24 protein-coding genes are annotated in these 18,389 nt (G+C 58.9%); 22 read left to right on the top strand and 2 right to left on the bottom strand.

Features of this window, described 5'->3' with window-relative positions; genetic code table 11:
• Together E1298_RS01990 and E1298_RS01985 are read left to right on the top strand one after the other, a co-directional pair.
• A partial coding sequence (locus tag E1298_RS01990; RefSeq protein WP_131888992.1) for a sensor histidine kinase occupies positions 1-756 on the top strand: 756 nt, incomplete at its 5' end.
• Positions 753-1,286 carry a hypothetical protein gene (locus E1298_RS01985; RefSeq protein WP_131888991.1) on the top strand — a complete coding sequence of 178 codons (534 nt, stop codon included), beginning with the start codon at positions 753-755 and terminating at the stop codon, positions 1,284-1,286. The genes E1298_RS01990 and E1298_RS01985, both read left to right, overlap by 4 nt.
• 43 nt (positions 1,287-1,329) lie before the next feature.
• Here the strand turns inward: E1298_RS01985 and E1298_RS01980 are convergent, their stop codons facing one another.
• Together E1298_RS01980 and E1298_RS01975 are read right to left on the bottom strand one after the other, a co-directional pair.
• Positions 1,330-2,046 (bottom strand): metal-dependent hydrolase, encoded by a 717-nt coding sequence (locus tag E1298_RS01980; RefSeq protein ID WP_207944381.1) that lies wholly within the window; start codon positions 2,044-2,046, stop codon positions 1,330-1,332.
• A 179-nt stretch (positions 2,047-2,225) separates the two neighbouring features.
• Positions 2,226-2,588, bottom strand: coding sequence for a winged helix-turn-helix transcriptional regulator (locus E1298_RS01975; protein WP_131888990.1), 363 nt, complete (start codon positions 2,586-2,588; stop codon positions 2,226-2,228).
• A 916-nt stretch (positions 2,589-3,504) separates the two neighbouring features.
• On the opposite strand from E1298_RS01975, the gene E1298_RS01970 reads away from it, so the two are divergent.
• The 20 genes from E1298_RS01970 (at position 3,505) to E1298_RS01875 (ending at position 18,081) form a co-directional block, all read left to right on the top strand.
• Positions 3,505-3,876 carry a hypothetical protein gene (locus E1298_RS01970; RefSeq protein WP_131888989.1) on the top strand — a complete coding sequence of 124 codons (372 nt, stop codon included), beginning with the start codon at positions 3,505-3,507 and terminating at the stop codon, positions 3,874-3,876.
• Positions 3,877-3,958: 82 nt separating this feature from the next.
• Complete coding sequence (locus E1298_RS01965; protein ID WP_131888988.1) at positions 3,959-4,225, top strand: hypothetical protein; 267 nt, start codon at positions 3,959-3,961, stop codon at positions 4,223-4,225.
• Positions 4,226-4,235: 10 nt separating this feature from the next.
• The gene (locus E1298_RS01960; RefSeq protein WP_165975248.1) at positions 4,236-5,000 is read left to right on the top strand and encodes a PD-(D/E)XK nuclease family protein; all 765 of its coding nucleotides are present in this window, start codon (positions 4,236-4,238) and stop codon (positions 4,998-5,000) included.
• Between the two features lie 283 nt (positions 5,001-5,283).
• Positions 5,284-6,123 (top strand): DnaB-like helicase C-terminal domain-containing protein, encoded by an 840-nt coding sequence (locus E1298_RS01955; RefSeq protein WP_131888986.1) that lies wholly within the window; start codon positions 5,284-5,286, stop codon positions 6,121-6,123.
• Positions 6,124-6,161: 38 nt separating this feature from the next.
• Positions 6,162-6,590, top strand: coding sequence for an endonuclease VII domain-containing protein (locus E1298_RS01950; RefSeq protein WP_131888985.1), 429 nt, complete (start codon positions 6,162-6,164; stop codon positions 6,588-6,590).
• Positions 6,591-7,036: 446 nt separating this feature from the next.
• Positions 7,037-7,660, top strand: a complete 624-nt coding sequence (locus E1298_RS01945; RefSeq protein WP_131888984.1) for a toprim domain-containing protein — start codon at positions 7,037-7,039, stop codon at positions 7,658-7,660.
• On the top strand, positions 7,657-8,076 hold the full coding sequence (locus E1298_RS01940; RefSeq protein WP_131888983.1) for a DUF3310 domain-containing protein: 420 nt from the start codon (positions 7,657-7,659) through the stop codon (positions 8,074-8,076). The genes E1298_RS01945 and E1298_RS01940 overlap by 4 nt, the downstream gene beginning before the upstream one ends.
• Before the next feature lie 11 nt (positions 8,077-8,087).
• Positions 8,088-8,402, top strand: a complete 315-nt coding sequence (locus E1298_RS01935; protein WP_165975247.1) for a hypothetical protein — start codon at positions 8,088-8,090, stop codon at positions 8,400-8,402.
• The gene (locus tag E1298_RS01930) at positions 8,399-9,160 is read left to right on the top strand and encodes a metallophosphoesterase (protein ID WP_131888981.1); all 762 of its coding nucleotides are present in this window, start codon (positions 8,399-8,401) and stop codon (positions 9,158-9,160) included. The genes E1298_RS01935 and E1298_RS01930 overlap by 4 nt, the downstream gene beginning before the upstream one ends.
• Positions 9,161-9,733 carry a hypothetical protein gene (locus E1298_RS01925; RefSeq protein WP_131888980.1) on the top strand — a complete coding sequence of 191 codons (573 nt, stop codon included), beginning with the start codon at positions 9,161-9,163 and terminating at the stop codon, positions 9,731-9,733.
• Positions 9,734-11,773, top strand: a complete 2,040-nt coding sequence (gene nrdJ, locus E1298_RS01920; protein WP_131888979.1) for a ribonucleoside-triphosphate reductase, adenosylcobalamin-dependent — start codon at positions 9,734-9,736, stop codon at positions 11,771-11,773.
• Entirely contained in the window at positions 11,754-11,936 is a 183-nt protein-coding gene (locus E1298_RS01915; protein WP_131888978.1) for a hypothetical protein, read from the top strand. Before nrdJ ends, E1298_RS01915 begins: the two co-directional genes overlap by 20 nt.
• Before the next feature lie 9 nt (positions 11,937-11,945).
• Positions 11,946-12,488: a hypothetical protein gene (locus tag E1298_RS01910; protein ID WP_131888977.1), complete on the top strand. Its 543-nt coding sequence runs from the start codon at positions 11,946-11,948 to the stop codon at positions 12,486-12,488.
• 65 nt (positions 12,489-12,553) lie between these two features.
• Positions 12,554-14,344: a DNA polymerase gene (locus tag E1298_RS01905; RefSeq protein WP_131888976.1), complete on the top strand. Its 1,791-nt coding sequence runs from the start codon at positions 12,554-12,556 to the stop codon at positions 14,342-14,344.
• Positions 14,345-14,356: 12 nt separating this feature from the next.
• Complete coding sequence (locus E1298_RS01900; RefSeq protein ID WP_131888975.1) at positions 14,357-14,761, top strand: hypothetical protein; 405 nt, start codon at positions 14,357-14,359, stop codon at positions 14,759-14,761.
• On the top strand, positions 14,748-14,972 hold the full coding sequence (locus E1298_RS01895; RefSeq protein WP_207944380.1) for a hypothetical protein: 225 nt from the start codon (positions 14,748-14,750) through the stop codon (positions 14,970-14,972). Before E1298_RS01900 ends, E1298_RS01895 begins: the two co-directional genes overlap by 14 nt.
• A gap of 156 nt (positions 14,973-15,128) precedes the next feature.
• Positions 15,129-15,332 carry a hypothetical protein gene (locus E1298_RS01890; protein ID WP_131888974.1) on the top strand — a complete coding sequence of 68 codons (204 nt, stop codon included), beginning with the start codon at positions 15,129-15,131 and terminating at the stop codon, positions 15,330-15,332.
• A gap of 198 nt (positions 15,333-15,530) precedes the next feature.
• Positions 15,531-15,914, top strand: a complete 384-nt coding sequence (locus E1298_RS01885; protein WP_131888973.1) for an SLOG family protein — start codon at positions 15,531-15,533, stop codon at positions 15,912-15,914.
• Positions 15,915-16,051: 137 nt separating this feature from the next.
• Entirely contained in the window at positions 16,052-16,198 is a 147-nt protein-coding gene (locus E1298_RS47680; RefSeq protein WP_165975246.1) for a hypothetical protein, read from the top strand.
• A gap of 902 nt (positions 16,199-17,100) precedes the next feature.
• On the top strand, positions 17,101-18,081 hold the full coding sequence (locus E1298_RS01875; RefSeq protein ID WP_131888972.1) for a hypothetical protein: 981 nt from the start codon (positions 17,101-17,103) through the stop codon (positions 18,079-18,081).
• Positions 18,082-18,389: the final 308 nt, after the last annotated feature.

The following is an 18,389-nucleotide window of genomic DNA, read 5'->3' as shown; positions in this document are numbered from 1 at the left end:
GGCAACGCGCTCAAGCACGGGCGCCCGCCGGTCGCGCTGAGCTTCGGCCCGGCGCCGCGGGACGGCGTGGCGGGAATGGAGCTGACCGTCGCCGACCGCGGCCCCGGCCTGCCCGGCGACCTGCTCGTCGCCCGCGAGACGCGGCGGCTGGGCATGCTCGTCGAGCACCTGATCGAGATCAGCCGGTTCGACGCGGGCGCCGCAGCGCTCGTCCTGGACGATGTGAACGTCGCCGGGGCCGTCGCCGCCACGCTCGCCGCCCGCGGCTGGACGGACGAGGTCGCCGTGCGGGGCCCGGCGGACCTGGGCGCCCGCCTCGACCCGCGGCGGTTCGACGTCGTCGTGGCCAACCTCGCGGGCAACGCGCTCAAGCACGGGCGCCCGCCGGTCGCGCTGAGCTTCGGCCCGGCGCCGCGGGACGGCGTGGCGGGAATGGAGCTGACCGTCGCCGACCGCGGCCCCGGCCTGCCCGGCGACCTGCTCGGCGTGGTCTTCGACCGGTTCGTCAAGGCGGAGGCGGCCCGGTCCCGCAGCGAGGGCAGTGGCCTCGGCCTGTCGATCGCCAAGGAGAACGCCGTCCTGCACGGCGGGACGCTCCAGGCGGCCAACGGGCCGGACGGGGGCGCCGTGTTCACCCTGTGGCTCCCCACCGGGCAGGACGCGGAGGAGGGCGCGGTGCCGAGCGCGGAGCAGGACACGGCGGAGGATGCGGAGGCGGACGCGGCGGAGGATGCGGAGGAGGGCGGGCCGCCGTGAGGCGGCCGGCGGGGCCGGCCCGCGCGATGATGGCGGCCGTCCTGGCGGTGGCGGTGGCGGCCGGGTGCGGCGTGCGCCCGACCGGGATCATCAGCGCGGGCGACAAGCCGGTCGCCAACGGGCAGGCCGCCACCATCACCGTCTACCTGCTGCGCGGGGGGCGGCTGACGCCCGTCGTGCGTCCCGGCCTGCCCGGCCATCCCTACCTGGGCGTCACGCAGCTCGGTGTCGCGATCACCTCGGCCGAGCGGCGCCAGGGGCTGAGCACGGAGGTCCCGTGGAACGACGGCCTGGTGGTGCGGCGGGAGGGGCGGCCCGGCGACCTGGTCGTGGACGTGAGCCAGGCGCAGTGGGTGAACGGCAAGCTGATCTACGACGTGAAGTGGAGCCGCGCCGCGATGGGGCAGGTCGCGTGCACGGCGCAGGCCGTCCCGGGGGTGAAGCGCGTCGTGCTGGCGGGCGTGCTGCACCGCGAGGAGAACAACTGGATCACGCTGACCTGCGAGGAGTTCGACGACCTGCTCGGCTGAGCGGGGGTCCCGGCCGGGCGCCGCCCCCGGGCCGGCGCCGGGGTCAGCCCCGCGTGAGCCACTGCGTGGTGACGTCGCCCAGCACGGACCGCACGGCCAGGATCGCGATCCCGACCGAGAGGACGGGCGCGACCACCCACCGCTCGACCTTGCCGTCGGTGACCGGGATCACCGGGATGTCCAGCCGCCACGGCAGCGGCCAGAGCACCGGGCAGCCCCGGGGCGTCAGGCAGTCGCCGGCGACGTGCGCCAGGCAGCCGAGCGTGACCGCGAACCCGACGAAGCTCATGTCGAGGTTGTGCATCAGCCAGACGGCGATGCCGGCGAGCGCGCAGTCGGCCAGCGCCGACTGGGGCTCCTTGCCCTCGAAGTCCAGCCCGACGCCCCGCAGCCCCAGGCCCACGATCATGAACAGGCAGGCCCACCACGCGTAGACGTAGTGCGTCGCGAGCGCGTCCATGGCCCAGCCGATGGCGACCGCGAACAGGATCGAGTGGGTCGCCTGCCGGTGCCCGCCGGAGAGCTTGCCGATCCACTTGCACATGCCGTGGGTGATCGGGCCGAAGGTGTTGGCGATGCGGCCGTTGTGGTGGTCGATGTCGGGCAGGATCGCCGCTCCCGCGCACACCACCGCGCCCGCGGCGACCTGCTCCGCCGACAGCGACACGGCGAAGTCGCCGATGAGCCGCTCCTGGCTCAGCAGGGGGACGGCGCCCAGCCACGCGAGCGCGCCGCTCAGGGCATGCGTCTTCCCCATCATGGGCTGATCCCCGCCTTTCCGCCCGTTTCGCCCGGCACGGCCGGACTCTAGCCCGCTACTGATGGCTTTCAGCGGCGGCGCGCCGAAGCGGGCGTTACGTCCGTTTGATGCGGGACGGTGCGCGGCGGTTCCCGCCAGGAGCCGGGGCACGGCAGGGGCTCGGCGGAGCCCGGCCGGGCTCAGGCGGAGACGGCGGCGTCGTGCTGCTCGCGGGCCGACACGACGGCCTCGACGTTCTCCTCGGCCCACTCGGCGATGGCCTCGATGGGCCGCTGGAGGGACAGCCCGAGCGGGGTCAGCGCGTACTCGACGCGCGGCGGGACCTCGGCGAAGACGTGCCGCGTGAGCAGCCCGTCGCGTTGCATGGCCCGCAGGGTCTGGGTAAGGACCTTGGGAGTGACGCCGCCGATCATGTCGCGCAGCTGGGTGAAGCGGCGGGGGCCTTCGGCGAGGCTCAGCAGGACCAGCACCGACCACTTGTCGCCGATGCGGTCGAGGATGAGCCGGGTCGGGCAGTCGGGGTCGAACGCGTCACCCTTCATGGTTTCCAGAGGGTACCAATAGAACGTTGATGCAAAGGGGACTAGACCGATGTCCCGGGATCCACCGTTGGGATGTGCCTGCTCAGAGGCCAAAAAGTAGACATACAGTCATGATCGAACTACACAACGAGGGGAGGGGGTTTGCTCCTTGTATGTCCGATTTTCACGGGCCGTCAGGGCCGCAGATGGACATGAGGGGACATGACGCACCGTTACAAAACTGTGACCGAAGGTCGGTGTACGCGCCGCTGATCCCGTGTACCAGTGTTCTGGATCGTTCGGGAACGGAGTCCTGCGTTCCGGACATGCGCCCCTCCGGGAGCCGTCAACGGCGAGCAAAAGCTTCCTGACCTGCAACTTTACCATGACCAATCGGTCAGTTGTGCAATAAAGTTTGGCTCCAAATAAGACATACGGACGCTCATGACTGCATGTGGTTTACAACGATTCAAAGATTGCGCTCAGTAAGTTTCCGCAGGTCAGAGGCTTGAACAAAGTACTCTTCAGGGGTGGACAAACTGGACAGCATCAGGCACGATCGTGATCTGAAACACCCCATACAGCCATATGGGGCCATCCCTAACCCAATCGGCGCTCGATAGGCCACTCCAGGGGGTTTGAGCCTGGGGGAGTAGAACAAACGTTCGAGAATCCCGTAGGATGATCCACATGCCACCTCCACCCTGAGCGACAGGCCAACTACCCACAACAGCGTGACCTGCATCACAGAAGCGGAGCATTGCGCCGTATAACCTTACTGTGCCAGTATGATCTTTGTTCGGTTTCACGGGCACCCACTAAACCGAGGCCCGATCGAACGGACACCTTCCCCAACGGAACGGACAAGATCATGGCTAGGCCAGCCAGCTTCGGCCCGCGTGATGTAGAGCGCCTAGAGGCTGACGGACTGAAAAGAGTGGAGATAGCGAAGGAACTCAATGTCCACGAAAAGTATCTGATCGCTCGCCTTAGCGAGTGGGGCAGAACAAAGGAGTACTTCAACCACACAGGATTCATTCCCAGCCCGCTGCCGGAAGAACTTCGAGACTCAACGATTGCCAAGCGATTGCGCGCTATCAGCATTTTCGTACAGGGTGGGGAGCCTGAAGCGGAGTTGCTACAACGCTCCTTCGCCTGGATCGATGAACTGTTCGCAGACGAGCTTGACTTGATAATCGATCACGAAGGGGCTGCCGCCGAGTGGAAGACCGTCCCAGCCGAAAAGAATGACTGGTTCATCGGCCGCGTGTACGCCGCAGCGCGCAAAACCTTGGAGGAAGAATTCTAGTTCAATCACGTCCCCCAACCCGAGGGACGCCGGGGGTAACCGCCCCTGAGACCGGGGCAGCGTAGAGAGGTCATCAAAGCTAATGAATGAGCTTTTCGTGAATGCCTTCCTACGCGGTAAAAAAGAGGAATGGTATTGCGATGGGAAGACAAAGCTCATCACGTTCACGGCTGGAGGTGCAAGAATCTGGATCTTCAAGTTCACCCAAACAAGCCCGAAGCGAAGTCGGGAGAAAGCCAGGGCCATCATTCCAGAGGCGGTCAGAGACAGCGTCCTGAAGGTACGGCACCCAACGGAGGACGATGTAGAGGTGTGGTACACGGAGGTGATAAAGGATGTCGCTGCGTAGCGCATCACAGGTGACTGAGTTCGCGAGGTGCCCACGGAGCTTTGCACTGAAGCGCCACGAAGGCGCCCCGCAGCTCCCCGCCCCGTGGGCGGGGCACGGATCGGCCGGACATCACGCGCTCCTGGACGTCTGGGAGGCCAATGGCCGGACACACACAGCCTCCGAGGTTCAAGAGGCTTTCGTCTCAAAGTTCCGCGAGTACATCGCCGAATATGACCAGCGTGAGCCGGACCGGTCATTGTGGCTCCGAGGGGGCCGCAAGTCCACCGACAGAGACATTGCTGATCGTGAAGCCCTTGGCATTGAGCAGGTGGCGAACTACATGCAGTACGTCACTACCGAAGGGCTCGAACCATGGGAGATCGACGGCCGCCCGGCGGTAGAGCTGCCGTTCAAAATCAACATCGGTGAAGGATTGTTCGGCGAGCCGATCATCGTCCGAGGATTCATTGACGCCCTGTACCGGGACGTGAACTGGGTGCCCTTGGTTCGAGATCTGAAGTTCGGCAAACGGCCGGCTTGGGATTTTCAGCTCTGGATGTACGGCATTGCCGTACGAGAGGAGTACGACATTGACGTCGAGTACGGCGACTTCTTCCTATGCAAGGAGAACGCACCGACGAACCCTGTTGAGCTGCTGAAGATGCCTGACGAAGAGGTACTTGATCTTGTCATCAAGATGGACGCTGCCGACATGATCGGGTACTACAATCCGAACCCCGGCGAAGCCTGCCGGACGTGCGATGTCCAGAGAAGCTGCAAATTTTTCGCTTGACAATTACCTTACTGTGCCACCATATTTTAACGCAGCAAGCTGACGGGCACCTGAAACCTGCAATGTGGGGAGTAGGACCGAGGTCAGATGTTTCTCAGATAAATCAATAGTGGATCGAGACGCATGAACATGTAGCCCATCGTGCCTGCGGGTACTGCGTCGGGGCAGGGTAGCACCCTGCCTTATTTTTGGCGGAATAACATTACTGTGCCAGACCTTACTGTGCCAGGCAATGTTTGCCGAGTATTACGTGTATTACCGGTAATGGCGAGGAGCTGATCGAATGCAACTGATCTCACGCGCGAGGGCTCGCGACCGCAGCAGCGGAAGACCGCTGAAGACCGTGTTTCAGACCTGGAAGGACGCAGGCGTCCACCTGCGCCGGGGGCAGGTTCACCTGATCGCCTCGGGACCAGGAGTCGGGAAGTCTGCCTTGGCTCTCACGATCGCGGTGCGATCCGAAGCACGGGGAATCTACTTTTCCGCAGATTCGGACGTTGCGACCCAATATGCCCGCCTCGCCGCAATGTTGACCGGTGAGCCGGTGAGCAGGGTCAACGAGGCTATCGAGCGCAAGAATACGGCCGAGTTCGACAAGCACGTGGACGGTTTCACGAGGATTCGGTTCGAGTTTGACGCGGCCCCTTCGTTGACGACCATTGAGGAAAATGTATGGTGTTACGCCGACATTCATGGGAGATGGCCGGAGCTTGTAATTTTGGACAACTTGGGCAACGGAATTGACGATAGCGGGGGCGACGGATTCGTCGCCCTGGAGAATATCCTGGCATTCCTTCATGAGCTGGCCAGAAAGACGAAGGCTTGTGTGGTTGTTTTGCATCACTTGGTCGGGATGTGGGAAGACGGGGTCACACCGGCGCCCCTTTCCGGCCTGAGGGGCAAGGTCAGCAAAATATCAGTGTTGGTCATCAATCTGTATCGCGAAGCTGACGACGATGGGTTTGGCCCCGAAAGACTGGGCTGCGCCATTGTCAAGAACCGTGGAGGCAAGGCGTCCGCCGCCGGGCGATATTGCGTGAGCCTGAACCTTGACCTGGAACGCATGGACATCTCGGATATCGAAGAACCTGAAAGCAATTTTTGGGAGAAGGAGGCCGTATGAATGTTTGCTCTAGACCTGATCAGTTTGGCATTTGGTGAATGAGTGGAGGGCGTAAGGGTTACCGCAAGTGCGACAAGTGCAGGCGGAACCGAGCTGAACGATTCTTTGTGTCTAAGCGCGGTCGCACCTGCTCCTCTTGCAGGAAACGCGGCCGGAGCAAGACCTCTCACGAACTCAGGATGTCTCGAACCTACGGCCTGGCTCGTGGGGAGTATGACGAACTACTCAAAGCCCAGGGAGGCGTTTGCGCCATCTGTGAGCAGCCGAGAAGGCAAAGATTGTCGGTCGACCACGATCATCGGACAGGACTAGTCCGTGGATTGCTTTGCCGTATGTGCAACGGTCGACTACTCACTTCAGCGCGAGACAACCCGGAAACCCTGCGATCTGCGGCCGACTACCTTGAGTGCCCTCCGGCAGTGAGCATCATCGGCCGGAGGTACCACACGGAGGACGGAAGACCCTGAATGAATGAATTTGAGATCACCGCGATGATGGAATTGCTCGATCAGATGTCCAAGGAACTCAGTCTCCATCGTGAAGCATTCGGCCTCTTGGACGTGGTTGTAGCCGACCTGGTGACCAGCAATGCCGATATGAGGGAGCTGATCGCTCGACAGGGGCACGAGCTTGAAGCATTGCGACTCCGGAGGTCATTGTCGGATGACAGATATTCCCATTGGCCCGGTCCTTCGGGCACTGGGAGCGGACGTACCGGAGAAGGATCCGCCTCATAGGTGGATCTCGATTCGTTGTGTATCCCCTGAGCACTATGACGAAAATGCATCAGCGGGAACGAATGGGTTCGGTTTCTTCTGCCATGGATGCGGATTGAAGGGTGACGCGATAAAGGTCGTCATGGAGGTAAATGATTGTGACAAGCCCAGTGCCCTCGAATTCATTGAGGGCATTCTTGGAGAAGGCCACGAGCAGATACGAGAGGGCTCTCAACTCAGAAAGGGTCGCCGTAGACTACTTGATGAACTCCCGGGGGCTGACCAAAGAAACGATCCAGGAATTCAGACTGGGAGTCGTCGCCGACCCTTTGCCGGGTCATGAACACGTGCGGGGGTGGATTTCCATTCCGTACCTGACCCCAGATGATTCCGTAGTAAGCCTCCGTTTTCGGAGGCTGGGCGATGGAGGAGGAAGCAAGTACCTGAGCATTGCCGGAGACGCACCACGGCTTTTTAATGCAAAGATCCTGAACAGGGGGGATCTGACTTGGATGTGCACTCCCGAGGGAGAGTTCGACGCCATGATTGCCGTTCAATGCGGCGTGCCAGCGGTCGGCATCCCTGGTGCGCAGTCATGGCAAAGGCGCTGGTATCGCCTGTTCACGCATTACAACCTGGTGTGCGGCCTGCACGACGATGATGAAGCCGGGCGGGACTTGGCACACAAGATTGCCGAGAGCCTTGATAACTTCCGCCCCGTGCCGATGACGGCACCTGCGCCGGGTGTCAAAGGTGACGTGACAAACCTGGTCCTTCACCAAGGTCCTGATGCATTGCGAAAGAAATTGGTCATCGCATGAATGTCGAACCTGGCGAATTGTACAGAGACAAGGATGACTATATCTGGTACATCCTGCAAGATGATCTCGCTGTCAACCTCATACGCGGCCGCCATGGCGCGGACTACGTCAATGACCAGTATGGCCCCCTGTTTCTCATCTCTCAGGACACTCCGGATGAGGCCCAGCCATGGGAAGTGGAGCTTCTCCGGGGGGCGGACGATCCAGTTAGCCGCCCGGCGCACTACATCCGGCATCCAAGCGGCGTTGAGTGTATTGCGATCACTAAGTGGATGAACTTTTGTCTCGGCAATGCCGTTAAGTACATCTGGCGAGCTGGCCTCAAGGGCGATGCCGTTAAGGATTTGGAGAAGGCTCGTGAATATCTAAGGATTGAGATCGAAAGAGTTAACGAGACCCTCAAGGAGGTCAGTTGAGTAGTGTTTACATGGAGGTGACCACGGATCAGATAGCGGCTATTTACGCAATGTCTGATCGGCCGGTCGAGGTTGACGGACGAGGAATTACCTATCCTACGGGCGAAGAAGTTGCAGAGATTTACGCCGACCTGATCGAAACCTTGGCCAACCTGGAAGATAGCGATCAGTTTCTTCTGTATGGCACAGACCGGGGCCTTCTGGTTTATCGAGATGTCGAGCAGCCCGGCTTTTATCAACTGGCCCTAATCGTAGGCGGTGTTTACATCGGCGAGGCGGCACAGATTGCCGAGTCGGGTGAAGAGTCTGGGGAGGAGGCCAGTTGAAAAGGATCGTGGTTATTAGTGATACCCAGCTTCCTTATCATGACCACACCGCCGTAAAGAACCTGATCGACTTCATTGGGCAGTGGCAGCCTGACGGAGTGATCCATATCGGTGATCTGATGGACTATCCCACGCCTTCCCGTTGGAGCAAGGACACCCGGGCCGAGTTCGTTGGCTCGGTCATGAAGGATTCGGAAATGGGGAAGCAGTTTCTTGGAAGAATTCGACGTATTTTCGATGGATGGTTCAAGGTAATTCCTGGGAATCACGACGAGCGACCGGAAGTATATCTAGAAAGTTATGCACCCGCCCTCGCGGAGTATCCATTCGATCTCAGCACTCTGCTGGACTTTGATTCTCACGGAGTTGAGATGGCCAGGGGGTTCGTGGACTTCGCGCCTGGCTGGACTGCGACCCATGGGCATCTCGGATTCTCTATGAGTCAGGTTGCCGGAGGAACGGCCCTGCGGGCCGCAAAGAAGATCGGCAAGAGTGTGGTATGCGGGCACACTCACAGGCTCGGCCTGGTCGGGGACTCCTGCGGATACAATGGCAAGGTGGAAACCCGCTGGGGATTCGAAGTTGGCAACCTTATGGACATGGCATCCGCGAGTTACCTGCGGAACGGAGGGGCCAACTGGCAGAAGGGATTCGGCGTCTTCTACACGGACGGCGACAATGTCACACCCGTTCCCGTGCCTGTGCACGATGACGGCACTTTCGTTGTCGACGGGTATGTGTTCGGAAAGCGGGCATGAATGAGTGTTGACTTCGCCGGGATTGAAGGTGACATCAAGCAGGTTGCCTTTTCCGTTTACACCAACTTTGGGCGCAAGTTTGAGCTAGAGGACATTGAACAAGAGATTGCGCTAGCTGTTATTTCAAAGGATGGTTGGTTTGCAGGCTTGTCCGGATCGCTTCTTCGGGAACGCCTGCGCATTGTTGGATATCAGTATTGCGAAAAGGAAAGGTCACGTTACCTGTTCTACTCCGATCAATATACGTATTCCTCAAACGAGGTTCGCGGCCTCCTGGGCGCTTATCACAGCGGAGATATTCGGCCAGACGAGAAGATCGACCTTGAGAACGCTTTGGAGGAACTTAGCCCCAGGCAAAAGCACGTACTCAGCAAGAAGTACGGCACTCCGGTGAAGTTGAGCGAGTACGAGCGCAAGCTTGCCAATAGAGCCGTCAAGGCAATTGCTCACCACATCAACGCATACGGGGTCGCGAAACGAGGTACGCCCTGGGAGTACGACGGGCCTGGCGCTCGCCGGGTCATGGGTAACGCGCAATCGCAGGCGATCAATTCGAGCTACTGGGAGTCTTGATTGACTGACTTTGGGCCCAACGGCGAAGACGTTTATCTGAGGACGTATAGCAGAACGAAGCCTGACGGCACTAAGGAAAGGTGGCCGGAAACGGTTTCACGAGTAACGGAAGGAAACGCCAATCTCTCGCCTGTACTCGTGGGCGAGGACGAGCGAGCGGCGGTATATGACCGAATGCTTGACTTCTCCATCATTCCTGCGGGTAGGCACCTGTGGGCCTCGGGAGTTCAGGGCAGGCAGTTTTTGTTCAACTGCTGGGTTGCAGGCTGGGGAGAGTCCATCGCGGATCACTTCACCTTCACATTTATGAGATTGATGGAAGGAGGCGGTGTCGGAGCCAACTACAGCTCTGGGAACACGATGAAGTATGGGCCGCCTGAGCGGGCAGTGGAAGTCCATATTGTTTGTGATCACGACCACCCCGATTATTTGGATCTGATCGAAAGTGGATTGCTGTCTACGGTTTATAGCTCTGACTACCAGGGTGCTTATATGGAAGTGGAGGACAGTAGGGAGGGCTGGGCGGAGGCCCTGAGGGACCTCCTGGAGGCGGCATGGTCCGGGAGTGGGTCATCGGTACGTGTGTACGACGTAAGCCGCGTGCGGGCCGCTGGGAGCCGTCTGAAGACCTTTGGTGGACATGCTTCCGGCCCGGCACCCTTGGCGAGGATGCTTCACGGGGTTGCGAAGGTAATCCAAGAGTTGCACGGTCCGGCTGAGGGGTACGGCGCAATAGAGCCCGTGCGGCTGCCTATGGACCCTATTTCCGCGATGGAGATCGACCATGAGATTGCTATGTGCGTGGTCGCTGGTGGTGTCCGCCGTTCTGCGAGGATGAGTGTCCTTCCTTGGGACGATCCCTATATCGATTGCTTCATCCGATGCAAGCAGGATGGCACCGAGCATTGGACCACGAACATAAGCATTGGTTTGGATGACCGCTTTTTCGATCTTCACCACAAGATGGATGCCCAAAGAATCCGGGAAATGTTCCGGAGCGCCGTTGAAGGGATGCTTGCCAACGGTGAACCTGGATTCGTCAATCTGAGCAAGGCCAACACGGGCGAGACAGGGTATGTCGAGTGCAGTAACCCCTGCGGCGAGATCTTTTTGGAGGAATGGGAGGCATGCAACCTCGGCCATGTCAATCTGGAGAGTTTTGTACGAATTGACGGGTCGTTTGATTTGGAAGGCGCGTCAGAGGCCGTGCGGCTTATGACGCGGTTCTTGGTCCGGGCAACGTTTGGCAATATCTCCGACGCCAGGTCCCGAGAGATTATGGACAGGAATCGGCGGATCGGAGTCGGGCTGTTTGGCGCACAGGCAGCATTCGCGAAGATGGGTATTCGGTACTCGGAGGCCCCCGGCAATCGGATGGTTCAAGGCATTCTTATCTGCCTACAATCCGTTGCCAGGCACGAGGCCAGGGAGTATGCCTTTGAGCTACGTATCCCGGAGCCTGTGAAGGTAACCACAGTCGCGCCTACTGGGACGGTCGCAAAAATGCCTGGGACCTCAGAAGGTGTTCATCCCATTTATTCCAGGTACTTCCTTCGCCGTATTCGGTTCTCGACGGTTGATCCGGCTCAGATGGCACAGCTTGAGGAGTACAGAAGGAAGGGGTACGAGATTGAGGACTGTGTTTACGCGGAGAACACAAAGGTTGTGACCATTCCCACCAAGGATCGCCTAGTGGAAGACCTGGAGAGCCGGGGCATCGATCCCACGGTTCTGGAATCCGCAGATGAGCTTAGTATCGGCCAGATGCTGGATATTCAGCGCCTCTTTCAAGAATGTTGGGCCGACAATGCCGTGAGCTTCACGGCTAATATCCCTGCCGACACTTACAAGGTGGAAGAGATGGAGGATCTATTGCTGAAGTACCTCCCTGATCTCAAGGGGACCACGATCATGCCGGATGGCACTCGGGAACAGGCGCCGTACGAGCGAATCAGCGAGGCCGATTACCTGCTCTACAAGCTCACAGAAGTGAGCGATTCAATTGATGAGGATTGTGTCAATGCGTGCCCGGTCCGGTGATGTGGCCAACGACCTGAAGCTTGCTATCGACGTCGCTCAGGATGAGTTCATGACAAGGATCATCGACAAGGCCGACAAAGCGAGTGACAACTTTTTGATACTGACCACCAATGAGGGCCAGAAATTCATGGTTCAGATTACGTACATGATTGAAGAGGGTTGAGGAGGGTTAATGTCTGACTTTATTGATCCGTTCGCTACCGAGCCTGAAGCTCCTGCCGACCCTGTCCCAGTTGATGAGCCGGGTGACTCCAAGGCCCCGCCTTCCTCAGAGGAGCCGAATCGATTCTTCATTAAGCTGACTCTGAAGGCGGGAGCCAGTTACGAGGCCGAGTGGATCAACCCGAGTGTTTCCGGCCGGACGGCGGATGAAGCCGCAGAGAACGCAGTGGCGATGATTCAGGCTCTCAAGCGGTACGGAGTTATCGATTTGAACTCCACAGCAGCCCAGTACACGCGAGATCAGTTCAAGGGACAGGCCAAGAGCCGATCCGGCGGGAACGGCTTCCAGAACAGCTCTCCGAGCCGTCCGGAGGGACAGAACAGCCTCCCTCCTGGTGTGCAGCCGATGAGCTGTGCCCACGGGCAGCGTGTCTATAGGAGCGGCAAGGGCGCGAAGGGTGAATGGGCCGCGCTCATGTGCCCGGTGGACGACCGGAGTAGTCAATGCTCTCCGGCCTGGCGCCAGAAGGATGGTTCGTTCCTGGTTCGGTAAATACACGTATTACGTGAATGGGGCGGGGCCTTCGGGTCTCGCCCCTCCCTCTAAGGGAGGTGAGAATGCGGGACATCTGTTACAAGGTCCGCTCCAGGCCCGTGATAATTCATGTCATTGAGCGTGCCGAGGATCTACCCAAGTTTGTCGAATGGGTAAAACGCCATCAGATCCTGGCGTTCGACACCGAAACCACGGGTCTTGACATTTACTCGCCAGGCTTCAAGGTGAGATTGGCGCAATTCGGGACCTCGGATGAAGCGTACGTTGTTCCGGTGGAATTGGGGGACGAGTTTGTCTGGCACGTTACTTCAGCTCTCCGGTTTGTCCCGAAACTGATTTGTCACAACGCTTCGTTCGACATTCAGGTGGCTGCAAAGCACCTCGGGCATGACATTGCCGAGCTGTTCGCCAAGACGATTGACACCGCGATCCTTTCGCGGCTGTGGGACTCCAGGGCATTCAAAGATGGTGGGCCTGGACACAAGCTGGAGGAGCTGACGGCGGCGCTCGTTAGCCGACAAGTCGCCGAGGAGGTCAAGGCCAGCATCGGCCGAATGGCGAAGGAGCTTCGGATCCCCAAAGAAGAATTCTTCAGAACCGTCCCAATTTCGCATGAGGGGTACAACCTTTACGCAGGGATGGATGTCATTCTCACCTCGCTGCTTTACGAGCAGATTCCGGGGATGATCCCTTTCTCGGCCAGACACTTGATCCCCTATGAGCATGACATTGCTCGGGTGTGCTCGCTTGTGGAGCGCAAGGGTTTCCTCGTCGACGTTGAGTACACCAATGCACTGACAGAGAGACTTCGTCGAGAAGAGACCTGGTATCAGATCCTCATCGAAGAGTTCACGGACGACTATGAATTCTCTACGAACTCGACTGACGAAGTGGCTCGTGTCCTTCTTGATTCTGGCTGGGATGCTTTCGAGTTCACTCCGTCCGGCCGCCTCAAGGTGGATGACGCCCTTCTGAACGCTGCTGCTGACGAAGGCATCGAGTTCGCCGAATGGGTCCGGCAGGCCAAGAAGGCTAAAAAGTGGCGGAAAACCTGGCCTGAAGGCTTTCTTTCCAGAATGGACGCTGATTGCCGGGCGCATGCGGCTATCCACACAATGCAGGCCCGCACAGCGAGGATGTCAATCAGCGGCATCCCGGCACAGACGTTGCCATCCAATGATTCACTGATCCGCAACTGCTTCATTGCGGATCCTGGACACGTGATTTGCTCAATTGACTACATGGCGCAAGAACTTCGGGTGACTGCGGCACTGTCAAAGGACGCGGCAATGCTTCGCGCGTTTAACGAGGATCTCGACCTGCACCAAATGACGGCAGACGCAGCAGGCGTATCCAGGTCCATCGGGAAGATGACGAATTTTCTGACCGTGTACGGGGGTACTTGGAAAGCTCTAATGACGCAGGCGCACATTGACGAGGTCACGGCCAAGCGCGTTCTCAAGGCTTTCGCTGAGCAGTACCCAGGTGTGGCCAAGTTGGCAGACGAGGTCACCAAGAAGGCCAGACGGCAGGGATACGTGGAAACAATGTTCGGCCGACGACTCTATGTCGACAGGGACCGAGCGTATTCCGCGATGAATTACGTCATTCAGTCGACTAGCCGGGACATCACCGCCTCTGCGTTGCTTCGGCTCGATAAGGCGGGCTTCACGCCTTATGTAAAACTGCCGATCCACGATGAGATTCTCTTCAGTTTCCCAGAGGATCAGGCGCATTACGGAGCCCGGACGGCGGGCGCAATCATGCTGCACACCATCAATGGCTTGGACGTGCCGACCGATCCCGAAGTTGGCGGGCGAGCCTGGGGATCTCTTTATGAAAAAGCCGCTTAAGGAGGATGGCTGATGCGGTTCTATCGAGTTGCCAGGCCGCTGGCTGGCGACTGGCAGGGTATTCCAGTTGGGCCGTACCAGTGGCGTTCCCGGAAGGACAAGGATGGAGACGTCTTGACGGAGATGAGCTACGAGCATTGCGACTCGAACCACCCGACTCCGCAACTAGACGGACTCGGTCACATCGACGGGGACGAATACTGTGGATTCCCGTCAATGGACGAGCTGCGCTCGTGGTTCGACGGAGACTGGCTTGAATTGCTCGGCTCTATCGGCTTCCGAATCTACGTTTACGAGGTGGACGAGGATTATGTTCGAGAAGGCGGACATCAAGCGGTTGCCCCGTTGCACTCCGACTACGGCACTGCTCTGGTGGATGAGATCGATCTAATGGAGATGGAGAATGCCGGACATTGACCCCTTCACGGCTGCGTGGGTTCTCTGGATCGCAGCCTTCATTGTGATTGAAGGGCGGGCACTGAAGCGAGGGCAGCCAGGCGACACACTTTCTGAGCATGTCTGGACATGGTTCGGCGTGAAGCGTGGTTGGGCCTGGAAGCGAGCTGCGCTGGCTGCCTTCATGGCCTGGCTGTCGGTTCATTTCGTGTTTGGGTGGATGACCCTGTGAAGGCACCTTGCGACATGCACCAAAAGTTCTATGCCGACATTGGAGGCGTTTGGCTCTGCCCGCTGGAATTTGGGATGTGCACCATATGCGGTGCTTCTGATGAGCTTCCTTGGGAAGCAATGTGCCATGAGGACTACGGATTGTGGTGGATGATTCGTGCAGAATTCTGACCATTACAAAGGGCTTGGCAAAGCATCCGCGTTTGGTCACTACTACCTGGATGAGATGGCGGATGGGGAGAAGCGCCAGCGCCGTAGGGAAACCCGGCAAGCCGAGAAGCGGCAATGGATGAAGGAATCAGAAGAAGATTTGATGGACTGTGGGCCTGACGATTACTGGAGCTACGATGCCAACCACTGAAATATACGTACGGACCGCCTTTGAAGACGACATCGTCAAGCAGAACATTTACCTCTCTCGCAAGAACATGAGGCTAAGTCTGAATCAGATTCCGTTCCGAAGGTGGAATCAGGACGAGCGAATCTTGAAGCTCGTTGTCGTGGGTGGACTGCTGCAATGGATCGATGTCACGGACACTTTCATCATTGAGAGGCCGCTATGAAGCTTCTGGTGACCGGCTCGCGCAAGTGGCTCGACTCCGGACTCGTCGTTGACGCGCTATGCCTTTTTCTGTATTCGCAGCTCAACAGTCCTGGGGATTTCGTCATTGTTCACGGGCATTGCCCGACAGGTGCGGACCATATTGCTGATCTGTGGGGAGAATCCCACGCTGACAAAGTGAAGCGCTACCCGGCGCAATGGAATCTGTACGGCAGCGCAGCCGGGCCGATGAGAAACCGGGAGATGATCAACGAGAACCCGAACATTGACTATGTGCTCGCATTCCCGTTGGAGGACAGCAAGGGCACTCGGGATTGCATGGCCTACGCGAAGGAGAAGGGGCTGACTGTCATCGATCTGGGAGAGCGGGAGAGGTTCTAGATTGTTCTACGAATTCAGACAAAATAACACCGGCGGCAGCTAGGCTTCGTTCGTCATCTGGACGGCCGGAAGGTCGGCTTTTGGGGGCCGAACGGCGAAAGCATTGAGAATCTAACTTCGGAGAAGGGAGCGGCTTAGTGTCCGTCCTGACCATCATTACCTTTGCGCTTGAGTTCATCGCCGGTTGTCTCCTCATCGCGGTTTATCGGAATTTCAGGCAGGCCCGCACGCGTGGTCGCAGCACTGAAGAGATCCTGGAGGAGATGAAGCGTGACGACCTATGACGGCCAGTTTCCAGAGTTTCTGGAAGGCTCTGAGAGCCTCCCTGAGCGCCCCTCATGGGATGAATACTACTTGGGTATAGCCCAGGCTGTGTCAGCCCGTGGTGATTGCTCTCAGAGGGGCGTGGGGGCCGTTGTCGTACATCGAGCCGGCAACTGGATCGCCGGGGCGGGATTCGGTGCTCCGCCTGGCTGTTTGGAGGAACCTTGCCCCCGGGTTTACGCGGCTCAGCTCTGTGCTGGGTATAGCGATGGCAGGGCAGCGCGTGGTTACTCCAGACATAGAATGGACGAATCAGTGAAGATCGATAAGTTTCTGCTGTTTGTATGGTCCACGGCCGCTGTCGTTTGTCTACTGTTCTGGGGCGCGGTGGCTCTGCTGATTCTCAAATTCTTTGGAATTCTGTAGAGATAGGGCGGGTGACGGTATGACGTTTTGGCCCGAAGAAGAGGAACGAGACCAAATTGACGACGAGTCCGATGCCATGGACGATGAATTCGATGACGCCTTTGAAGTGGACGATTTTATCGACGACGCCCTAGACTGGTAAGCATTGGCCCCCCGCCGTCTGGCGGGGGGCTTTCTGTGTTCCCGGCATTGCATGTAGTACACGTAATGGGTCAGTAAGACCCCGAGCTTCTTGGGAACTCGTTTGGGACGCTAGGGGAGCAGTTCTGGCCACGAATGGTCCACGGACCGAAGCAGGCGACGTCCCCAGTGTCTTTATGAACGTAGAAGCGCTGGCTTGCGTACTCCATGGCGGCCAGCTCGCGTTGGCAGTTGGAGTGTCTGCACTTGATCACAGGTTGTGACTCTTCCACGCTCAACACCCTAACTCTTGATCACGTGGCGTGACTAGACAGTGACGAGACGATATGAGACTCTCAGTTACCCACCCGTGTGGATGTACCGACAGACCTGGGGGTATAGGTACATCATGGACAGACGCACACTGCTCAAGCTGGGCGCCATCGCCCCCGTCACCGCGTATCTCCCAAAGGAGGCCCACACCGTGCTCCTACCCACAGACCTGGAGGAGGGGCTACACCGCCAGGCCGTAGCCTTCCACGGCACTACACCACCCGGTGAGCAGCTTCGGGACACCCGAGCACTTCTGGACAGGGCTCAGCAGGCCCACGGAAAGCCACAAGACAGGGCACTTGTCCCCCGCGCTCATGCCCTAATGTCAGCAATCGCGTACAAGGCCGGAGACGCCGGGGCTGCAACGGCCTGGGCTGACCACGCGATCACGTCGGCGGATCGGATCAACGACAGCACGGCCAAAGCGCACGGGTACATTCGGCGGATCCAGGTGGAGTGCTGGTACGGGTCCTCTGGAAAAGCTCAAATCCTGTCAACGGCGGGAATCCGGGAATGCTGGTCAAGGGTCCCTGCAATGGAGGCCGCCTGGTTGGCTTCCCACGCAATGCGAGCCTACGCCATGAATGGTGACCTGGTCGGGTACCGTGCCGCGAGGCAGATGGCGGAAGATAAGCTCAGGAAGGTCAATCCGGTGAACGAGATGACTGCGTTCACCTTCCGGGAGCAGCAGTTTCCCCAGGCCGTGGCCGTCGCAACTACATACATCAGGCCGGACGATGCGCTGAAGTGGTATGACACGGCGCTGGAGATGAATCCAGAGTCGGCAATCCACGTCACGACTCTTGACCGGCTCCATAGGGCCATGGCGATGGTCCGATCGGGCGACAAGGAAGGCGGATTGGATTTCGCTATCGCGTCAATCCACGTCCGAGCGCAAGCGGGACCACTCGACAACGTCTACAAGGATCGCGCCAAGCGCGTCCTCGGGTCCCTCGCAAAGGGATACCAGACTGAACGTACAAGGTACCTCCGCCACCTCGTCGGCGCTCGACAGGTCGTGTGAGGAGTTGGAGATCAAAGAGAGGCCCCCGCGCCAGGCGGGGGCCTCTCGCGTATGTTTGGCCGGATGCGCTCGTCGAGAAACTTTCGGAGCGTTCTACCCCCACCCGAACGACGGGTGGGGGTTTTGTTTTCCCTGGCAATGTTTGCGTCCCCGTGCCGGCCAAACATTGCAACATTGCTTGTGCAATTGTGAAATGCCAGACCCGTACCTCCTTAAAGTCCCCTGCCCCGGGCGGGGCTGTTTACATGACAAACATTGCATTACCCCAGGTGCATTGCATTCATTGCGTGATAAACATTGCAGCCGGG

This window comes from Actinomadura rubrisoli, assembly GCF_004349215.1.
Lineage (GTDB): Bacteria > Actinomycetota > Actinomycetes > Streptosporangiales > Streptosporangiaceae > Spirillospora > Spirillospora rubrisoli.
Note: the sequence above shows the minus strand (reverse complement) of the source record. Positions and strands in the feature narration are given on the sequence as shown.

Coding starts and splice junctions, on each gene's coding strand:
- E1298_RS01900 (WP_131888975.1), top strand. CDS start 14,357: ATGCGGTTCTATCGAGTTGCCAGGCCGCTGGCTGGCGACTGGCAGGGT.
- E1298_RS01980 (WP_207944381.1), bottom strand. CDS start 2,046: ATGATGGGGAAGACGCATGCCCTGAGCGGCGCGCTCGCGTGGCTGGGC.
- E1298_RS01935 (WP_165975247.1), top strand. CDS start 8,088: ATGGAGGTGACCACGGATCAGATAGCGGCTATTTACGCAATGTCTGAT.
- E1298_RS01950 (WP_131888985.1), top strand. CDS start 6,162: ATGAGTGGAGGGCGTAAGGGTTACCGCAAGTGCGACAAGTGCAGGCGG.
- E1298_RS01885 (WP_131888973.1), top strand. CDS start 15,531: ATGAAGCTTCTGGTGACCGGCTCGCGCAAGTGGCTCGACTCCGGACTC.
- E1298_RS01975 (WP_131888990.1), bottom strand. CDS start 2,588: ATGAAGGGTGACGCGTTCGACCCCGACTGCCCGACCCGGCTCATCCTC.
- E1298_RS01915 (WP_131888978.1), top strand. CDS start 11,754: ATGCGTGCCCGGTCCGGTGATGTGGCCAACGACCTGAAGCTTGCTATC.
- E1298_RS01875 (WP_131888972.1), top strand. CDS start 17,101: ATGTACCGACAGACCTGGGGGTATAGGTACATCATGGACAGACGCACA.
- E1298_RS01940 (WP_131888983.1), top strand. CDS start 7,657: ATGAATGTCGAACCTGGCGAATTGTACAGAGACAAGGATGACTATATC.
- E1298_RS01910 (WP_131888977.1), top strand. CDS start 11,946: ATGTCTGACTTTATTGATCCGTTCGCTACCGAGCCTGAAGCTCCTGCC.
- E1298_RS01965 (WP_131888988.1), top strand. CDS start 3,959: ATGAATGAGCTTTTCGTGAATGCCTTCCTACGCGGTAAAAAAGAGGAA.
- E1298_RS01905 (WP_131888976.1), top strand. CDS start 12,554: ATGCGGGACATCTGTTACAAGGTCCGCTCCAGGCCCGTGATAATTCAT.
- E1298_RS01895 (WP_207944380.1), top strand. CDS start 14,748: ATGCCGGACATTGACCCCTTCACGGCTGCGTGGGTTCTCTGGATCGCA.
- E1298_RS01925 (WP_131888980.1), top strand. CDS start 9,161: ATGAGTGTTGACTTCGCCGGGATTGAAGGTGACATCAAGCAGGTTGCC.
- E1298_RS01955 (WP_131888986.1), top strand. CDS start 5,284: ATGCAACTGATCTCACGCGCGAGGGCTCGCGACCGCAGCAGCGGAAGA.